This window comes from Streptomyces sp. NPDC052396, assembly GCF_044593195.1.
In the GTDB taxonomy this organism is placed as follows: Bacteria; Actinomycetota; Actinomycetes; order Streptomycetales; family Streptomycetaceae; genus Streptomyces.
This window is the reverse complement of record NZ_JBIUAW010000002.1, coordinates 570,810-586,427: the sequence shown is the minus strand read 5'-3', so window position 1 is coordinate 586,427 and position 15,618 is coordinate 570,810. Positions and strand designations below refer to the sequence as shown.

The window sequence follows — 15,618 nt, the reverse complement described above, 5'->3', positions numbered from 1 at the left end:
CGGGCCCCCGGGGCAGGGCGTACGGTCAGGCGAGCGCAGGCTCCGCCTGGGATACGTCGATGCCTTCGAGCAGCGAGTCACCGCGGTGAGCGGCGGCAGTCAGCGCGTCGTTCTCGGCCTGCATCCGGATGAGCTCGGATTCCAGGTCCTGGACTCGCTGCTGAAGCCGCCGCATCTCGGAGAGAACTCGGGGGTCGGAGCCGCCGACGTAACCGAGAAGCGCCTTTGCCATGATGGATGGTCCTCCACACTGAGTGACCGACCGAAGCGGTGTGGGTCGTGAGGGATTCGCACCCGCGGTGTCTGCCATCACTACTGCGGTGTTTCAATGCCAAACAGCTAAGGTGCGCGGGGCTTCCAGCGTCTCACCAAATGGTTAGACGGTCAACACGATCACGCCCCGTATCCACAGGCGTCCCAAGGGTGCGCGGCGGGTGAATTGCGCGGCGCTTTCCTCTCCCGGCACCTGGGGGGCGTAGAGATCATCCGTCCAGAGCAGCCTTGCACGGCGGGCCCGTCTTGGCAACCATGGGGCGATTCCTCGGGGGTGAATATGCCTTTGACATACGCCAGCGGTCTTTCGCATTTCCGGTCCGGTCAGCGGATCTCAAAGCCGTCATAGCCGCCGCGGGGGACGGCCCAGATCTCGGTGACCCCGTCCACCCGGCCCGGGGTGTCGCCCATACAGAGCCAGTCGAGCAGTTGTTCGCAGCCGGTTCGCGGACCCTCGGCCACCACCTGGACCCGCCCATCGGCCAGGTTGGATGCGAAGCCGATCAGATCCCCGATGCGCAGGGCGTTCTCCCGGGTGAACCACCGAAAGCCAACACCCTGCACTTGGCCACGAACCCAGGCCGTCAGACGGACATTCTCGTTCATGTCTGCACGCTAACCGGGCAATTAGATAAGCAGCACTTCGGCCCCTCATCTGATGCCGTAAGGTCACCGCTCGAAAAGGCTCCCCCATACGAGTGACGCACTTTTGCCGCCGAGCACTAAGGAAGGCCTTGCGGATGGGCCGTCATCGACGCTCTGCCCCTGCGACCTCCGAGTCCGTGTCCCTGACGAGCCGGCCGGTTCAGCCCCTGGACCTGGCCGAAGCCCCCACCGTCCCCATCCCCGTCGCCACCGCCGCCGATCCCGGCGCCGGCCGGCACCGCAGCCCACACCGGCCCGCCCGGCGGAAGGCGGGCGCGGCGGCGAAGCCGGTGAAGCCCCCGAAGCCGGCCAAGACCCGGGCGCCGGTGCGCACCGGGCTGTTCGGCGCCTCGGCCGCGGTGGCCATGGGCGCGGTCGCCATGGTCTCCGGCCTGCTGCCCGGCAATCCACTGATGGCCGGTGGCGACGGCGCGGGCGGGCATGGCGCGGGCGGCAGCGGCCAGGTCCGGGCCGATGCCCCGCTGGACGCCCCGCCGGCGCCGCCGGACACCGCGCCGGCCGCCGACGCCCGGCCCGGACCGGCGCCCAGCCCGCGCTACTCGGGCCCCACGGCCCCGGTGCAACGGCCGGAGAGCCTCTCGGGCCGGGCCGCCGACGGCGCACCCGCCGCCCCGTCCCCCGCGGTTCAGGCCCAGCCCGCCGCCCCGGCGGTCCAGCAGGTCTCCGCGCCGCGCCGGGCCGCCGCTCCCCCGCAGGCCGCCGCGCCTGCGCAGGCCCGCACCCCGGCACAGGCCAGTACGCCCGCGCGGGCGGCCGCGCCCCGGCAGCCCGCGCGGGCACCCCGGCCCCCGGCGCCGGGTGCCCGGCCGGGCCGTACCACCAGGATGCCGTCCGTCGGCGGACCGTCCGCCCGGGTGCGGCCCCGGCCCGGCGACGAGGCGCTCGCCGAGGTGCATGTCACGGTCGCCCGCGAGGTGCTCGCCCTGGTCAACGCCGAGCGGGCCAAGGCGGGTTGCCGGCCGCTGCGCGCCGACCACCGGCTGTCCTCGCTGGCCCAGTCCTTCAGCAATGACATGGCCCGGCGGGGGTTCTTCGACCACACCGACCCGGACGGCAAGTCCCCCTGGGACCGGGCCGCCCGGCATGGCATCCGCAATCTGGGCGGCGAGAACATCGCCCGTGGCCACCCGGACGCGCACACCGTGATGGACGCCTGGATGCGCAGCTCCGGCCACCGGCAGAACATCCTCAACGGCGAGTACCGGACCCTGGGGGTCGGGGTGCGCCAGGGGCCCGGCGGCCCCTGGTGGACCCAGGACTTCGGTTACTGAGCGACCGCCGGGCAGCCGTCGAGAGGCAGCCGAACGGCCTTATGACAAAGGGCCGTTGGCCGCGGAATCCATCCCGCGGCCAACGGCCCGTGCCCAGTTCCCGTCAGACGGCGCGGCCGGCGACGAAGATCTTCGCCTGCTCCGCGACGCGGGCGCCCAGGTGCTCGGCGGTGGCGATGTCGGCCTTGTGCACGCCCTCCGGACCCTGGTCGTTGTTGCTCTGCGCGGCGGCGCCGAGGAAGAAGCCGAGGCGGTTGAGGTCGTTCTCGGAGGCCGTGGAGGCGTTCCAGCCGGGCATCAGGTTCAGGCTCACCCAGTGCATGCCGTGCTGGGCGGCGAGCACGCTGAAGAACTGCAGGGTGTGCAGCTTGTCGCCGCTCTTGGAGGCGGAGTTGGTGAAGCCGGCGGCCAGCTTGTCCGCCCAGGCCCGGGTGAACCAGCGCTTGCTGGACGCCTCGGCGAAGGCGTGGAAGGCACCGGAGGCGGTGCCCATGTAGGTGGGCGAGCCGAAGACGATCGCGTCGGAGGCGTCCAGCAGCTCCCACTGCTCCTCGGTGATCTCGTCGACCTTGACCAGGTGGACGGTGGCCCCGGCGCGGGCGGCGCCCTCGCGGACGGCCTCGGCCAGGACGGCGGTGTGGCCGAAGCCGGAGTGGTAGGCGATGGAAACGACGGGGGTGGTCATCAGCGGTGCTCCTCGGCGTGACGGGTTCGACTAAGGAAAGGAAAGCACTAACTTTTAGATAGCGCAACCCATTGCGCAGCGCTTTACCGGAGTATGGTGGTCCCATGACGACCGATGGCTGCAACGAGGCGCTGGCCTATGACGTCTTCGCCCGGAACTGTCCGTCCCGCGAGGCCCTGGGCCATGTCACCGGGCGCTGGGGCAGCCTGACGCTGGGCGCCCTGCGGGAGGACACCCTGCGCTTCAACGAGCTGCGGCGGCGGGTGGACGGCGTCAGCGAGAAGATGCTCTCCCAGACCCTGCACGCCCTGGAGCGCGACGGCCTGGTGCATCGCGAGGCACAGCAGACCAATCCGCCGCGGGTGGACTACCGCCTCACCCCGCTCGGGCGGACCGTCGCCGACCGGCTGATGAGCCTGATCGAGCTGGTGGAGGAGCGGATGCCGGAAATCGCCGAGGCCCGGCGGGAGTACGACGGGGCGAAAGGCTAACCGCGCGGCGGGCGCTGGCAGTTGGGGCAGAAGTAGCTGGAGCGGTTCATCCACGGCCGGCGGCGGATCGCCGTGCCGCAGCGGCGGCAGGGCTCGTCCTCCCGGCCATAGGCGTCCAACGACCGGTCGAAATAGCCGGATTCGCCGTTCACATTGACATAGAGGCTGTCGAAGCTGGTGCCGCCCGCCGCCAGGGCCTCGTTCATCACCTCGCGGATGTGCAGCAGCAGTTCCTCGGTGCGCGGCCGGGTCAGGGTGGCGGTGGGCCGCTCATAGTGCAGCCGGGTGCGCCACAGCGCCTCGTCCGCGTAGATGTTGCCCACCCCGCTGATCAGCGACTGGTCCAGCAGGGCGCGCTTGACGGTGGTGCGGCGCCGGCGCAGCGCGGCATGGAAGGCGGCGTCGTCGAAGGCGGCGTCCAGCGGGTCGCGGGCGATATGCGCGATCACATCCGGGAGCCCCTCGGGGCCGGTGTCGTGCAGCGAGAGGCCGCCGAAGGTCCGCTGGTCGACGAAGCGCAGCTCGGTGCCGGCGGCGTCGGCGAAGCGGATGCGGATCCGCAGGTGCTTCTCGTCCGGGGCGCCCTCCGGCTGGACCAGCAGCTGGCCGCTCATCCCGAGGTGGGCCAGGACCGCCCGCGGCTGGTCGCCCAGCGGCAGCCAGAGGTATTTGCCACGCCGCATGGCGGCGCCCAGCGGGTGCCCGGTGAGCTGTGCGGCGAAGTCGGCCGCGCCGGCGGCGTGCCTGCGCACCGCGCGCGGGTGGCGCACCTCGACCGCGGCGACGGTGCGCCCGCAGGCCCACCGCTCAAGACCGCGGCGGACGACCTCGACCTCGGGCAACTCGGGCACGGCACTCCTGAAGACGGTCGGGTGGCCTGAAGGCTGAAGACGTGCGGGTGGAACGCGTCCGGCCCGCGAGCGCGGAACGCTCGCGGGCCGGACGGTGTTTCAGCGTGAAGCGGGGCTGGCCTGGCCCTCGGCGTCACCGGCCGGGCCGGCTTCCGCCTTGGCACGGGCCTGTGCCGCCTCGTTGATGGCACGCCAGGCGGACTCGGCCGCCTGCTGCTCCGCTTCCTTCTTGCTGCGGCCGGTGCCGGTGCCGTACTCGACACCACCGACGCGGGCGGCAGCCGTGAAGGTCTTCTCGTGGTCGGGCCCGGTCTCCGTGACGAGATACTCGGGAACGCCCAGTCCCTCGGTGGCGGTCAGTTCCTGGAGGCTGGTCTTCCAGTCCAGGCCGGCCCCCAGGTTGGAGGACTTCTCGATCAGCGGATCGAAGAGCCTGTGCACCAGTTCACCGGCGGCGTCCAGACCACGGTCCAGATAGACCGCGCCGATCACCGCTTCCAGGGTGTCCGCGAGGATGGACGCCTTGTCCCGGCCCCCGGTGCCCTCTTCACCCCGGCCCAGCCGGATGAAGGAACCGAGGTCCAGACCACGGCCGACCTCGGCCAGCGCCCGGGAGTTGACCACCGCGGCCCGCAGCTTGGCCAGCTGGCCTTCGGGCAGGTCGGGGTGGATGCGGTAGAGCGTGTCCGTGACCACCAGGCCGAGCACCGAGTCCCCGAGGAACTCCAGCCGCTCGTTGGTGGGCAGACCGCCGTTCTCGTACGCAAAGGAACGGTGGGTCAGCGCACGCACCAGAAGGGCGGTCTCGAGTTCGTACCCGAGCCGCCCTTCCAGAAGCGCGAGAGACGAGGCCGTGTCCGCCTGCGGCACCGATCCCGTCCCGCGGGAGCGGGACGGCGTGGTGGCGTCCGACATAGAGCCTGTCACCCGCCGATCAGACCTCGAGGACCTGGCGCTTGTTGTAGGTGCCGCAGCTCGGGCACGCGATGTGCTGCTGCTTCGGCTCGTGGCAGCGCTCGCACGCCACCAGGGTGGGGACCGCAGCCTTCCACTGCGACCGGCGGTGGCGCGTGTTGCTGCGCGACATCTTCCGCTTCGGAACAGCCACGGCTACTTCTCCTGTGAGTCATCCCCGTTGGCACGGGGTGCGTTGTCCATCTCGCCGTCCTGGCCGGATCCGGCGAGTTCCTGCAGTGCCGCCCAACGGATGTCGACGGTCTCGTGGTGGTGGTCCGGGTCGTCCGCCAGCCGCGCCCCGCATTCGGGGCACAGGCCGGGGCAGTCGTCCTGGCACACCGGCTGCAGCGGCAGTGCGAGCACCACCGCGTCACGCAGCACGGGTTCGAGGTCGAACAGGTCGCCCTCGAGGAAGAGCATGTCCTCCTCGTCCTCGGCGTCGTCGCCGGGCTCCGCCACAGGGCGGCCCCGGTCATCGGCGTCGGGGTAGGAGTACATCTCCTGGAAGTCCGCTTCGAGCTCTCGCTCCAGCGGCTCCAGACACCTTACGCACTCCCCCGTCAGCGGTGCACGGGCGGTGCCTGTGACAAGCACCCCTTCCATGACCGACTCCAGGCGGAGGTCCAGCTCCACCGGCGCGCCCTCGGCCACTCCGATGACCTCGATGCCGAGGTCGGCCGGGGCCGGGAGGGAGCGGGACAGCCGCTTGAGCGCACCGGGACGCCGCCCCAGCTCGTGTGTGTCGAACACAAGAGGGGAACGGTGATCGAGGCGGGCGTTCAGGGCTTCCTGCTTTCTACGCTGCGGTGACGGCCACCCTCGCGGCAATCGTCTGTCGACGTGCTCAGGGCAGCCCGGATCGCAGACTATGCGCGACCGAAGAGCCAGGATACTGGACGGTCCGCCGTGAGCCCAATCCGCGTGCGGTCAGCGCCCCTGCTCATAGCTGCGCAGCTGGTTGAGGTCGATCATGCTGGTGTCGAAGAAGCTGGTCTCGTCCAGTGCCGCACCGCCCTGGTGCTGCTGGGGAACCTGCTGCTGGGGCACCTGGGGGGACGTGCCGTAGCCGCCGTCCGACGGGTAGGGCTCCGGCGGGCTGGGCACCGGCCAGCTGTAGGGGTCGGGCTGCTGGTAGCCGCCGGGGACCCCGTAGGGGTCGGTCTGCTGGGCGTACTGCGGCTGCTGGTGCGACTGGTAGTCGTAGGACGGCTCCTGGGGCTGCTGGTAGCCCTGGTAGGCGTCATAGGCGGGCTGCTGTGGCTGCTGCGCCTGCGGGGCGGGCTGAGCCTGCTGGGACGCCGCCAGCTCGGCCAGGAAGTCACCGGTGCCGTGCCCGGCCTGGAACTCGTCCTGGGCGGCCAGGTGGGCGGCCAGCTCGTCGATGGGGCGGGCGCCGCTCAGCTTCTCCCGGCCCCGGCCGACGGCCTCCAGGGTGCCGGTGAGCACCGCCGAGACCGCGGCGAGCTTGGCGTCCACATAGGCGTCGGCGTTGTGGCGCTGGGCGGCCGGGTCGGTGCTGCGGGCGGGCAGATCGGGGTCGGCCTCCTCGCCGTAGCCCTCCTCGGCCAGGCCGAGCAGCTTCTCCCGGCCGCGGCCGACCGCGCCGATGGTCTTGGTGAGGACCACCTCGAAGTTGGCCAGCTTGCTGTCCACATAGTCGTCGGCCTGGGCGCGGATCTCCTCCGCCTCCCGGCGGGCCTCGGCCAGGATGCGGTCGGCCTCGCCCTGGGACTGCCGGGCGACCTCGGTGTCGGAGATCAGCGAACCGCGCTGGGCGCGGGCCGACTCGATGATCCGCTCGGCCTCCTCGCGGGCCTCGGCCACCAGCTGCTCCCGGCCGCCGATGAGCTCCTGGGCCTGGGCCAGCGAGCCGGGCAGCGCCTGGCGCACTTCCTCCAGCAGGGCCAGCAGTTCGGCCCGGTTGATCACACAGGAGGCCGACATGGGCATGGAGCGGGCACCGGCGACGGTCGTGACGATCTCGTCGAGCTTCTTCTGCACGTCCACCTTGACGATCGCCACTCTCCACTGAGCGATGGGCAGGAACGCCACGACTGTACGGCCCGTGGCCCCCGCCCGGCAGCCACTGACGTTCCGTCAGAACTACTGGTCGCCGGCGATCCGACCGGTGAGCGCCGCCAGCACCACCGGCGGCAGCAGGTGGGAGACATCGCCGCCCCAGGCGGCGACCTCCTTGACCAGGCTGGACGACAGGAAGCTGTAGGTGGGGTTGGTCGGGATGAACAGCGTCTCCACCCCGGACAGGCCGTTGTTCATCTGCGCCATCTGCAGCTCGTAGTCGAAGTCGCTGACGGCGCGCAGGCCCTTGACGATGGCGGGGATGTCACGGTCCTTGCAGAAGTCGACCAGCAGGCCGTGGTGGGACTCCACCACCACATTGCCGTACTCGGCGGTGACCTGCCGCAGCAGTTCTATCCGTTCCTCGACGGTGAACAGGCCCTGCTTCGACTTGTTGATCATCACCGCCACATGCACGACGTCGTAGAGCTTCGACGCCCGGGCGATGATGTCGAGGTGTCCATTGGTGACGGGGTCGAATGACCCCGGACAGACGGCGCGGCGCAACAACGGTGGTTCCTCGCTCTCCGGTCCATTCATGGCGTGTCGGGGGCCGGGTGGGCCGGGCACGCCGAGGCGGCGCGACCGTACCAAAGCGTCCCCTCGCCATAGCGACGGGCCCTCAGTGCGTCGAAGCCCTGCGGCCACTGGAACTCCCCGCCCCGGGTGCCGCGCTCCACAGTGATCAACGCTTCCGCCGCCAGCCAGCGGTTCGCCGCGAGTGTGAGGAGGATCTCCCGCAGTTCCTGGTCGGTCACCGCGTAGGGCGGGTCCAGGAAGACGATGTCGTACGGGCCGCCGGGCGGCGCCGGGGCGGCCGCGAGCTGCTCGGCCTTGCCCGCGCGCACCTCGGCGCCGGGCAGGCCCACGGCGCGGACGTTGTCCCGGATGACCCGCACCGCGCGGGCGTCGGCCTCCACCAGCAGGGTGTGCGCGGCGCCACGGGAGAGCGCCTCCAGGCCGACGGCGCCCGAGCCGCCGTAGAGGTCCAGCACCCGGGTGCCGTGCAGGCTGCCCAGCAGCGAGGTCCAGGTCGAGAACAGGCCCTCGCGCGCCCGGTCGGAGGTGGGGCGGGTGCCGGTGCCGGGCGGCACGGCGAGCCGTCGTCCGCCGGCGGTGCCGGCGATCACGCGGGTCATGGGGTCCTCGGGTCTTTCCGGTGGCATGCGGTCAGCTGGCGGTGGGCTCAGCGTCTAAAGCCTAGGTTCTGTCCCGGGGTGCTGCCCCCGCCCGGTGGCTCAGCCCTTGTCCAGGAAGCTCTCCCGCTCCTTGTCCAGCAGCGCGTCCAGGGCGGTCCTCAGCTCCGGCAGCCCGGTCAGCTCGGGATCGGCCGCGACCACCGCGCTCGCCTCCTCCCGGGCGGCCCCGATGACCTCCTCGTCGTCGATGACCGCCAGCATCCGCAGCGAGGAGCGCACCCCGGACTGCGCCTGGCCGAGCACATCGCCCTCGCGGCGCTGCTCCAGATCGATCCGGGACAGCTCGAAGCCGTCCAGCGTCCCGGCCACGGCGGCCAGCCGGGCCCGGGCCGGGCTGCCCTCCGGTGCCTCGCTGACCAGCAGGCACAGGCCCGGGGCCGAGCCACGGCCGACCCGGCCGCGCAGCTGGTGCAGCTGGGAGACGCCGAACCGGTCCGCGTCCATGATCACCATCGCGGTGGAGTTGGGCACGTTCACACCGACCTCGATCACGGTGGTGGCGACCAGGACGTCCAGTTCGCCGGCCGCGAAGCGGCGCATCACCTCGTCCTTGGGCTCCGGCTGCATCCTGCCGTGCAGCACCGCCACCCGCAGCCCGGCCAGCGGCCCGCCGCCCAGCTGCCCGGCGATGTCCAGCACCGCCAGCGGCGGCCGCTTCTCCGGATCCGGGTCGTCCCCGGCGGCCTTCTTCGGCTGGTCCTCCTCGTCGCCGATGCGCGGGCAGACCACATACGCCTGGTGCCCGGCGGCCACCTCCTCGCGCACTCGCTCCCAGGCCCGGGCCAGGAAGTGCGGCTTGTCCCTGGCGGGCACCACATGGGTGGCGATCGGGGACCGCCCGGCCGGCAACTGGTCCAGCACCGAGGTCTCCAGGTCGCCGAAGACGGTCATGGCGACGGTGCGCGGGATCGGGGTGGCGGTCATCACCAGCAGGTGCGGGGGCTGCTTCCCCTTGGAGCGCAGCGCGTCCCGCTGTTCCACGCCGAACCGGTGCTGCTCGTCCACCACCACCAGGCCCAGATCGTGGAACTGCACCTTGTCCTCGATCAGCGCGTGGGTGCCGACCACGATGCCTGCCTCGCCGGTGACCAGGTCGAGCAGCGCCTGGCGCCGGGCGGCGGCGCCCATGGAGCCGGTGAGCAGCACCACCTTGGTGCCCAGGTCGGACCCGCCCAGCATGCCGCCCTCGGCCAGGTCGCCCATCATCTCGGTGATGGAGCGGTGGTGCTGCTGGGCGAGGACCTCGGTGGGCGCCAGCATGGCCGCCTGGCCGCCGGCGTCCACCACGCCCAGCATGGCGCGCAGCGCGACCATGGTCTTGCCCGAGCCCACCTCGCCCTGCAGCAGCCGGTGCATGGGGTGCTCGGTGGCCAGGTCGTCGAAGATCTCGGCGGAGACCTTGCGCTGTCCCTCGGTCAGGGTGAACGGCAGCCGGGCGTCGAAGGCGTCCAGCAGGCCGCCGGCCACCGGCTTGCGGGCCACCGCGGGCAGCTGGCCGTCCGCGTGGCGGCGGCGGGCCAGGGCGACCTGGAGGACGAAGGCCTCGTCCCACTTCAGCCGGGCCCGGGCCTGCTCGATATCGGCCTTGGCGCGCGGCCGGTGCACCTGGCGGAAGGCGTCCGCCAGTTCGGCCAGGCCGCGTCCCTCGCGCAGCGCGGGCGGCAGCGGGTCCACCAGGCCCTGCCAGCCGTCGGCCTCGAAGAGATCCAGCAGGGTGCCGGCGGCCTTGGCCAGCTTCCAGGACTGGAACTGCTTGCAGGCCGGGTAGATGGGCAGCAGCCGGCCGGCGAACTCCTCGGCGGCGGCCGCCGTGCTGTCGCCGTCCAGCAGCTCGTAGTCGGGGTGCAGCAGCTGGCGGGTCCGGTTGAAGACGGACACCTTCCCGGCGAACATCCCGCGCCGCCCGGGGATGAGCTCCTTCTCCCGCGCATAGGCCCCGCGCCCGAAGAAGACCAGGGTCAGCGCGCCGCTGCCATCGGTGACCACCACCTCCAGGCGCACGCCGCGGCCCTGGTTGAAGGTCTTCATGGCTGCCTTGGCCACCTGGGCGACCACCGTGACGTGCTCGTCCAGCGGCAGGTCGGCGAGGCGGGTGAGCTCCCCGCGCTCGGCGTAGCGGCGCGGGTAGTGGTGCAGCAGGTCGCCGGCGGTGTGCAGGCCGAGGTGCTCGGCCATCACCTTCGCGGTGTTGCCGCCGAGGATCTTCTTCAGTGGTTCTTCGAGCGCGGGCACGTCACCATTGCACACCAGGCCACCGACAGCCGGGGCTATTCGATGCCGAGGATCAGCAGCGGCGACTGCTGGCCGCCCCGGTAGACCACGGTGTCCACGGCCAGGTGGCCGCCGCGCACATGGCGCTCCAGGCGCTGGGCCACGGCGTCGGGGACGCCCTGGCCCAGCACCAGGGTGACCATCTCGCCGCCCGCCGCCAGCATCCGGTCCAGCACGGTCCCGGCGGTGGCCGCCAGCTCCCGGCCGATGACCGCCACATCGCCGTCGATCAGGCCGAGCACATCGCCGGCCTGGCAGACGCCCGCCATGGTCCAGGACTGCCGCTCGGCGACGGCCAGTTCCGCGTAGCGGGTGGCGCCGGCCGCGGCGGTCATGGCCACCACGTCCTCGTCGAAGCGCCGGCCGGGCTCATGGACGGCGAGCGCGGCGATGCCCTGGACCGGGGAGCGGGTGGGGATCAGGGCGACCCGGACGCCCTCGGCGCGGGCCTGCTCGGCGGCGGCGGCCGCGGTGTGCCGCAGTTCCGGGTCGTTGGGCAGCAGCACCACCTCATGGGCGTGCGCCCGGCGGATGGCCTCGGCCAGTTCACCGGCGGCCGGCGGCTCCCCGGGGCGTACGGCCACCACGGTGGCGCCCGCCTCGGCGCACAGCCGGGCCAGCCCCTCGCCGGGCACCGCCGCCACCACGGCCCGCTGCACCCGCTCGCGCACCCGGGTGTGCTCCTCGGTGGCAGCCCCGAAGTGGGTGATGCGGATGCGGTGCGGGCGTCCGGCCTCCACGCCCGCCTCCACGGCGGCCCCGGCGTCGTCCACATGCACATGGACGTTCCACAGCCCGTCCCCGCCGACCACCACCAGCGACTCGCCCAGCGCGTCCAGCCGGGCCCGCAGTTGGGCGACCGCCGCGTCCTGGGCCTCCAGCAGGTAGATCACCTCGAAGGCGGGGCCGTCGCCGGGTCCGCCCCTCAGATCGGCGGGGCAGAGCTCGGCCCGCCAGCGGGGCGCGGCCGGCTCCGCGCCGGGCGCCGCTCCGGTGGTTCCGGACAGGGCGGCACAGAGCGCGCCCAGCACCTCCACCAGGCCCTTGCCGCCGGCGTCCACCACGCCGGCCCGGCTGAGCACCTCGAGCTGGCCGGGGGTGGCCTCCAGGGCGGCGCGCGCGCCGCGGCAGGCCGCGTGCGCCACCGCCTCGATGTCCCCGGGGGCTCTGGCCGCCTCCGCGGCCGCCGTCGCGACGGTCAGGATGGTGCCCTCCACCGGCCGGGCCACGCCCTCATAGGCCGACTCCACCGCCCGCTCCAGGGCCCGCCCCAGCAGGGCGCCGCCCGCCGGCCCGCCCGGGGCCCGGGCGCCGGCCGTGCCCAGCACCTGCGCCATGCCGCGCAGCAGCTGGGCCAGGATGGTGCCGGAGTTGCCGCGCGCGCCTATCAGGGCGCCGTGCGCCATGGCGCGTACCGCCTCCGCCAGGTCGGGACGGCCAGCGGGCCCGCCGGTGGCCCGGCCCTCGAAGACGGCGTCCACGGCGCGGGCGGCGGACTCCACGGTCAGACAGAGATTGGTCCCGGTGTCCCCGTCCGCCACCGGGTAGACGTTGATCGCGTCGATCTCCTCCCGGGCCCGGCCCAGCGCCCGCAGCGCCAGGGCGCACCAGGTGCGTACCGCGACGGCGTCCAGGGGGTGCGGCACGTGGGTCCTCCTAGGACGGTCGGGGCCGGGGGCGATGGGGGCACAGTAGCCGTGCCGGGGTCCGCCGGGGGGCGGGCGGGCGGGATCGGGGCCGGTCATGGTAATTTCGTTGTCCTGGAGCGGTCGTTGTATGCTGCTCCGGTTGCCTGACGAAAGTCAGGACAATCCCCCTGACAATGCCGGTTACCTCACTGAGATCTCGGTAGGCAGGGATTCACCGTACGTGCCTGTCGTCTCCGCGTGAGCGGGGGTGACCCGTCTTTGGAGTAACCCGTGGCTGCCAACTGCGACGTCTGCGGCAAGGGGCCGGGCTTCGGCAACAGCATTTCGCACTCGCACCGCCGTACCTCCCGCCGTTGGAACCCCAACATTCAGCGGGTGCGCGCGATGGTCGGTGCGACGCCGAAGCGGCTCAACGTCTGCACCTCGTGCATCAAGGCCGGCAAGGTCTCGCGCTAACGCGTAGCGCAGCCTCCGGTTGCGAAAGCCGGTTCACCTCAGGGTGAACCGGCTTTGTTGCGTTCCCATGCAGGACCCTCGTAACCAGAGGGCGGCCCGGCGCGGGAATCAGGTACGCCAGCGCCACCCGTGATCCACCGGCCCGATGCCCTCGCCGAGCGCGAATCCCCCGGCGATGGCGCCGGTGACGTACTCCTTGGCCGCCGTGACCGCCTCCGGGACCGTGTGCCCCAGGGCCAGCCCGGCGGCGATGGCGCTGGCCAGGGTGCAGCCGGTGCCATGGGTGTGCCGGTTGGCCAGCCGCGGGGCGCGCAGCCAGTGGCGTTCGGTGCCGTCGGTCAGCAGATCGACCGCGTCCTGGTCCCCGGCCAGATGACCGCCCTTGACCAGCACCCAGCGCGGTCCGCAGGCCAGCACCGCCTCGGCGGCCGCGGGCAGCTCCTCCTCGGTGCGCACCCGCACCCCGGTCAGCCAGGCGACCTCGTCCAGATTGGGGGTGGCCACCGTCGCCCGGGGCAGCAGCTCGCCGCACACGGCCGCCCGGGCCGAGGCGGCCAGCAGGGCGTTTCCGTGTTTGGAGATGCCCACCGGGTCGACCACCGCGGGCGCTTCCGTCTCCGCCAGCAGGGCGGCCACGGTGCGGACCAGCTCGGTGGAGGCCAGCATGCCGGTCTTGACGGCCCGGACCCCGATGTCGTCCACCACGCTGCGGAACTGGGCCCGTACCGCCTCGGCGGGCAGCGGCCAAGTGTCCTGGACGCCCAGCGAGTTCTGGGCGGTGACGGCGGTGAGCACGCTCATGCCGTGCACCCCCAGCGCCAGCATGGTCTTCAGGTCGGCCTGGATGCCGGCGCCGCCGCCGGAGTCGGATCCGGCGACGGTCAGCACGGTGGGGGGAGTACGCACGGCCGCCGACCCTACTCCTCGGGCTCCTGGTCCCCGAAGTGGTCCCAGCCGCCCGCGCGGTCCCAGGGCGCCCCGTCCACCGTCACCTGGGGCAGCGCGGAGGGGTTGACCACCTCGCCGATCACCTTCCAGCGCGCGGGGAGCTTCACATCGGCGGGGAAGGTGGCCACGATGGCGTGGTCCTCGCCGCCGGTGAGCACCCACTGCATGGGGTCGACGCCGACCGCCTGGCCGATGTCCGACATCTGGGTCGGCACATCTATGGCCGCGGTGCGCAGGTCGATACGGACCTTGCTGGCCTCGGCGATATGGCCCAGGTCGGCGATGAGCCCGTCGCTGACGTCGGTCATGGCGGTGGCGCCCAGCGAGGCGGCGGCCGGTCCGGCGTGGTACGGCGGCTCGGGGCGCCGGTGGGCCTCGACAAAGGCGCGTGGCGAGCGGAAGCCCCGGGAGAGCACCGCCAGGCCCGCCGCGGACCAGCCCAGCCAGCCGGTTACCGCCACCACATCGCCGGGCTGGGCCCCGGCCCGGGTGACCGGCTCATGGTTGCGCAGGTCGCCCAGGGCCGTGATGGAGACGGTGATGGTGTCCCCGCGCACCACGTCCCCGCCGACCACCGCGGCGCCGGCGACCTGGCATTCGTCGCGGATGCCGTCCATCAGTTCCACCGGCCAGGTGGCGGGCAGTTCGGCGGGCACCACCAGGGCCAGCAGCACGGCGGTGGGCACTGCCCCCATGGCGGCGATGTCCGCCAGGTTCTGCGCGGCGGCCTTGCGGCCGACGTCATAGGCGGTGGACCAGTCGCGGCGGAAGTGCCGCCCCTCCAGGAGCACATCAGTGCTGGCCACGACCCTTCGGTCGGGCGCCGCGACAACCGCCGCGTCGTCCCCCGGCCCCAGCCGGACCGCCGGGGTGGTGGTGAGCCGGGAGGTCAGCTCCTTGATGAGGCCGAACTCCCCCAGCTCGCCGACGGTGCCTTTCACTGCGCTCCTCCTCGGAGTCTCGGTTTGCGCTCTGCCGCGCCACAGGCAGCGCGGGTCTCCCCGTGCCATGGGGTGGCGCGGTACGGTGGCGTCTCTTCTCCCCACATGATCCTCGTAGCCGCCCTGGAGGTTCCGTGGTACAGGCGTACATCCTGATCCAGACCGAGGTCGGCAAGGCGTCGACCGTGGCAGAAGTCATCTCGAAGATCGCGGGCGTCCTGCAGGCCGAGGATGTCACCGGTCCCTATGACGTCATCGTGCGGGCCCAGGCCGACACCGTGGACGAGCTGGGCCGCATGGTGGTGGCCAGGGTCCAGCAGGTCGAGGGCATCACCCGGACACTGACCTGCCCGGTGGTCCACATCTAGCTCCCCCGTATGCTCGGCCGGTGAAGTCTTCGCTCCGCCGGCCTCTCGGCCTGTTCGCCGCCGCCCTGCTGTCCGCGGCCGCCGGGTGCTCGTCGAAGGACGGGGCGAGCCCGGCGGTCCCGTCCCCCACCGGCCACCAGGCCGCGCTCTGCCGGGACCTGCACCGGGCGCTGCCCGGCACCGTGGGCGGCCTCAAGCGGCGGCCCACCGACCCGGCCTCGGACTTCACCGCGGCCTGGGGCGACGGACCGGTGATCACCCTGCGCTGCGGGGTGCCGCGGCCGGCCATGTTCGACAAGGTGACCACCCAGTCCGCGGAGATCGAGGGCGTGGACTGGGCCCCCGAGAAGCTCTCCGACGGCTCGGTGCGCTGCACCACGTCCCTGCGGCCGGTGTACATCGAGGTCACCCTGCCGAAGAAGATCACCGGTGCCGGCGGCGACATGAGTGCCCTGATCGACCTCGCCGCCGCCGTCAACAAGACGGTTCCCGCCGACAGTACCGGCTGAGATA

19 protein-coding genes are annotated in these 15,618 nt (G+C 72.5%); 5 read left to right on the top strand and 14 right to left on the bottom strand.

The features are described 5' to 3' along the window. Positions 1-25: 25 nt before the first annotated feature. Positions 26-232, bottom strand: coding sequence for a hypothetical protein (locus ACIHFE_RS07760; RefSeq protein ID WP_400104910.1), 207 nt, complete (start codon positions 230-232; stop codon positions 26-28). A 365-nt stretch (positions 233-597) separates the two neighbouring features. Continuing rightward, positions 598-879 carry an acylphosphatase gene (locus ACIHFE_RS07755; RefSeq protein WP_400104909.1) on the bottom strand — a complete coding sequence of 94 codons (282 nt, stop codon included), beginning with the start codon at positions 877-879 and terminating at the stop codon, positions 598-600. A 176-nt stretch (positions 880-1,055) separates the two neighbouring features. On the opposite strand from ACIHFE_RS07755, the gene ACIHFE_RS07750 reads away from it, so the two are divergent. Continuing rightward, positions 1,056-2,210, top strand: a complete 1,155-nt coding sequence (locus tag ACIHFE_RS07750; protein WP_400104908.1) for a CAP domain-containing protein — start codon at positions 1,056-1,058, stop codon at positions 2,208-2,210. Between the two features lie 103 nt (positions 2,211-2,313). On the opposite strand, the gene ACIHFE_RS07745 is transcribed toward ACIHFE_RS07750, so the two are convergent. Beyond that, complete coding sequence (locus ACIHFE_RS07745) at positions 2,314-2,895, bottom strand: flavodoxin family protein (RefSeq protein ID WP_400104907.1); 582 nt, start codon at positions 2,893-2,895, stop codon at positions 2,314-2,316. Positions 2,896-2,999: 104 nt separating this feature from the next. Between ACIHFE_RS07745 and ACIHFE_RS07740 the strand changes: the two genes are divergently transcribed. Then, positions 3,000-3,386 carry a winged helix-turn-helix transcriptional regulator gene (locus tag ACIHFE_RS07740; protein WP_400104906.1) on the top strand — a complete coding sequence of 129 codons (387 nt, stop codon included), beginning with the start codon at positions 3,000-3,002 and terminating at the stop codon, positions 3,384-3,386. Here ACIHFE_RS07740 and mutM read toward each other — a convergent pair. The 9 genes from mutM to ACIHFE_RS07695 form a co-directional block, all read right to left on the bottom strand. Further along, a complete protein-coding gene (mutM, locus tag ACIHFE_RS07735; RefSeq protein WP_400104905.1) occupies positions 3,383-4,237 on the bottom strand; it encodes a bifunctional DNA-formamidopyrimidine glycosylase/DNA-(apurinic or apyrimidinic site) lyase in 855 nt (284 codons plus the stop codon). The genes ACIHFE_RS07740 and mutM overlap by 4 nt on opposite strands. A 99-nt stretch (positions 4,238-4,336) precedes the next feature. Then, positions 4,337-5,152: a ribonuclease III gene (gene rnc / locus ACIHFE_RS07730; protein WP_400104904.1), complete on the bottom strand. Its 816-nt coding sequence runs from the start codon at positions 5,150-5,152 to the stop codon at positions 4,337-4,339. A gap of 19 nt (positions 5,153-5,171) precedes the next feature. Then, positions 5,172-5,345, bottom strand: a complete 174-nt coding sequence (gene rpmF / locus ACIHFE_RS07725; RefSeq protein WP_003951102.1) for a 50S ribosomal protein L32 — start codon at positions 5,343-5,345, stop codon at positions 5,172-5,174. 2 nt (positions 5,346-5,347) lie between these two features. Continuing rightward, positions 5,348-5,944: a YceD family protein gene (locus ACIHFE_RS07720; protein ID WP_400104903.1), complete on the bottom strand. Its 597-nt coding sequence runs from the start codon at positions 5,942-5,944 to the stop codon at positions 5,348-5,350. Positions 5,945-6,121: 177 nt separating this feature from the next. Next, positions 6,122-7,201 carry a cell division initiation protein gene (locus tag ACIHFE_RS07715; protein ID WP_400105033.1) on the bottom strand — a complete coding sequence of 360 codons (1,080 nt, stop codon included), beginning with the start codon at positions 7,199-7,201 and terminating at the stop codon, positions 6,122-6,124. 96 nt (positions 7,202-7,297) lie between these two features. Next, positions 7,298-7,813, bottom strand: coding sequence for a pantetheine-phosphate adenylyltransferase (gene coaD, locus ACIHFE_RS07710; RefSeq protein WP_400104902.1), 516 nt, complete (start codon positions 7,811-7,813; stop codon positions 7,298-7,300). Beyond that, positions 7,810-8,412: a 16S rRNA (guanine(966)-N(2))-methyltransferase RsmD gene (rsmD, locus tag ACIHFE_RS07705; protein WP_400104901.1), complete on the bottom strand. Its 603-nt coding sequence runs from the start codon at positions 8,410-8,412 to the stop codon at positions 7,810-7,812. Before rsmD ends, coaD begins: the two co-directional genes overlap by 4 nt. A gap of 99 nt (positions 8,413-8,511) precedes the next feature. Continuing rightward, complete coding sequence (recG, locus tag ACIHFE_RS07700; protein WP_400105032.1) at positions 8,512-10,647, bottom strand: ATP-dependent DNA helicase RecG; 2,136 nt, start codon at positions 10,645-10,647, stop codon at positions 8,512-8,514. A gap of 92 nt (positions 10,648-10,739) precedes the next feature. Further along, a complete protein-coding gene (locus ACIHFE_RS07695; protein ID WP_400104900.1) occupies positions 10,740-12,389 on the bottom strand; it encodes a DAK2 domain-containing protein in 1,650 nt (549 codons plus the stop codon). A gap of 273 nt (positions 12,390-12,662) precedes the next feature. On the opposite strand from ACIHFE_RS07695, the gene rpmB reads away from it, so the two are divergent. Further along, on the top strand, positions 12,663-12,848 hold the full coding sequence (rpmB, locus tag ACIHFE_RS07690) for a 50S ribosomal protein L28 (protein WP_400104899.1): 186 nt from the start codon (positions 12,663-12,665) through the stop codon (positions 12,846-12,848). A gap of 108 nt (positions 12,849-12,956) precedes the next feature. Here rpmB and thiD read toward each other — a convergent pair whose 3' ends face one another. Together thiD and ACIHFE_RS07680 are read right to left on the bottom strand one after the other, a co-directional pair. Then, positions 12,957-13,754 (bottom strand): bifunctional hydroxymethylpyrimidine kinase/phosphomethylpyrimidine kinase, encoded by a 798-nt coding sequence (gene thiD, locus ACIHFE_RS07685; protein ID WP_400104898.1) that lies wholly within the window; start codon positions 13,752-13,754, stop codon positions 12,957-12,959. An 11-nt stretch (positions 13,755-13,765) separates the two neighbouring features. Next, entirely contained in the window at positions 13,766-14,737 is a 972-nt protein-coding gene (locus tag ACIHFE_RS07680; RefSeq protein ID WP_400104897.1) for a thiamine-phosphate kinase, read from the bottom strand. 134 nt (positions 14,738-14,871) lie between these two features. Here ACIHFE_RS07680 and ACIHFE_RS07675 point away from each other — a divergent pair, with 134 nt between their 5' ends. Next, positions 14,872-15,105: an Lrp/AsnC ligand binding domain-containing protein gene (locus ACIHFE_RS07675; RefSeq protein ID WP_400104896.1), complete on the top strand. Its 234-nt coding sequence runs from the start codon at positions 14,872-14,874 to the stop codon at positions 15,103-15,105. Between the two features lie 20 nt (positions 15,106-15,125). Then, positions 15,126-15,614: a DUF3515 domain-containing protein gene (locus tag ACIHFE_RS07670; RefSeq protein ID WP_400104895.1), complete on the top strand. Its 489-nt coding sequence runs from the start codon at positions 15,126-15,128 to the stop codon at positions 15,612-15,614. Positions 15,615-15,618 lie beyond the last annotated feature (4 nt).

What these genes read in the sequence shown, in the direction of transcription:
- ACIHFE_RS07760 (WP_400104910.1), bottom strand. Translation starts at nt 232, where the DNA reads ATGGCAAAGGCGCTTCTCGGTTACGTCGGCGGCTCCGACCCCCGAGTT.
- recG (WP_400105032.1), bottom strand. Translation starts at nt 10,647, where the DNA reads ATGGCCGAGCACCTCGGCCTGCACACCGCCGGCGACCTGCTGCACCAC.
- ACIHFE_RS07745 (WP_400104907.1), bottom strand. Translation starts at nt 2,895, where the DNA reads ATGACCACCCCCGTCGTTTCCATCGCCTACCACTCCGGCTTCGGCCAC.
- coaD (WP_400104902.1), bottom strand. Translation starts at nt 7,813, where the DNA reads ATGAATGGACCGGAGAGCGAGGAACCACCGTTGTTGCGCCGCGCCGTC.
- rsmD (WP_400104901.1), bottom strand. Translation starts at nt 8,412, where the DNA reads ATGACCCGCGTGATCGCCGGCACCGCCGGCGGACGACGGCTCGCCGTG.
- rnc (WP_400104904.1), bottom strand. Translation starts at nt 5,152, where the DNA reads ATGTCGGACGCCACCACGCCGTCCCGCTCCCGCGGGACGGGATCGGTG.
- ACIHFE_RS07755 (WP_400104909.1), bottom strand. Translation starts at nt 879, where the DNA reads ATGAACGAGAATGTCCGTCTGACGGCCTGGGTTCGTGGCCAAGTGCAG.
- ACIHFE_RS07740 (WP_400104906.1), top strand. Translation starts at nt 3,000, where the DNA reads ATGACGACCGATGGCTGCAACGAGGCGCTGGCCTATGACGTCTTCGCC.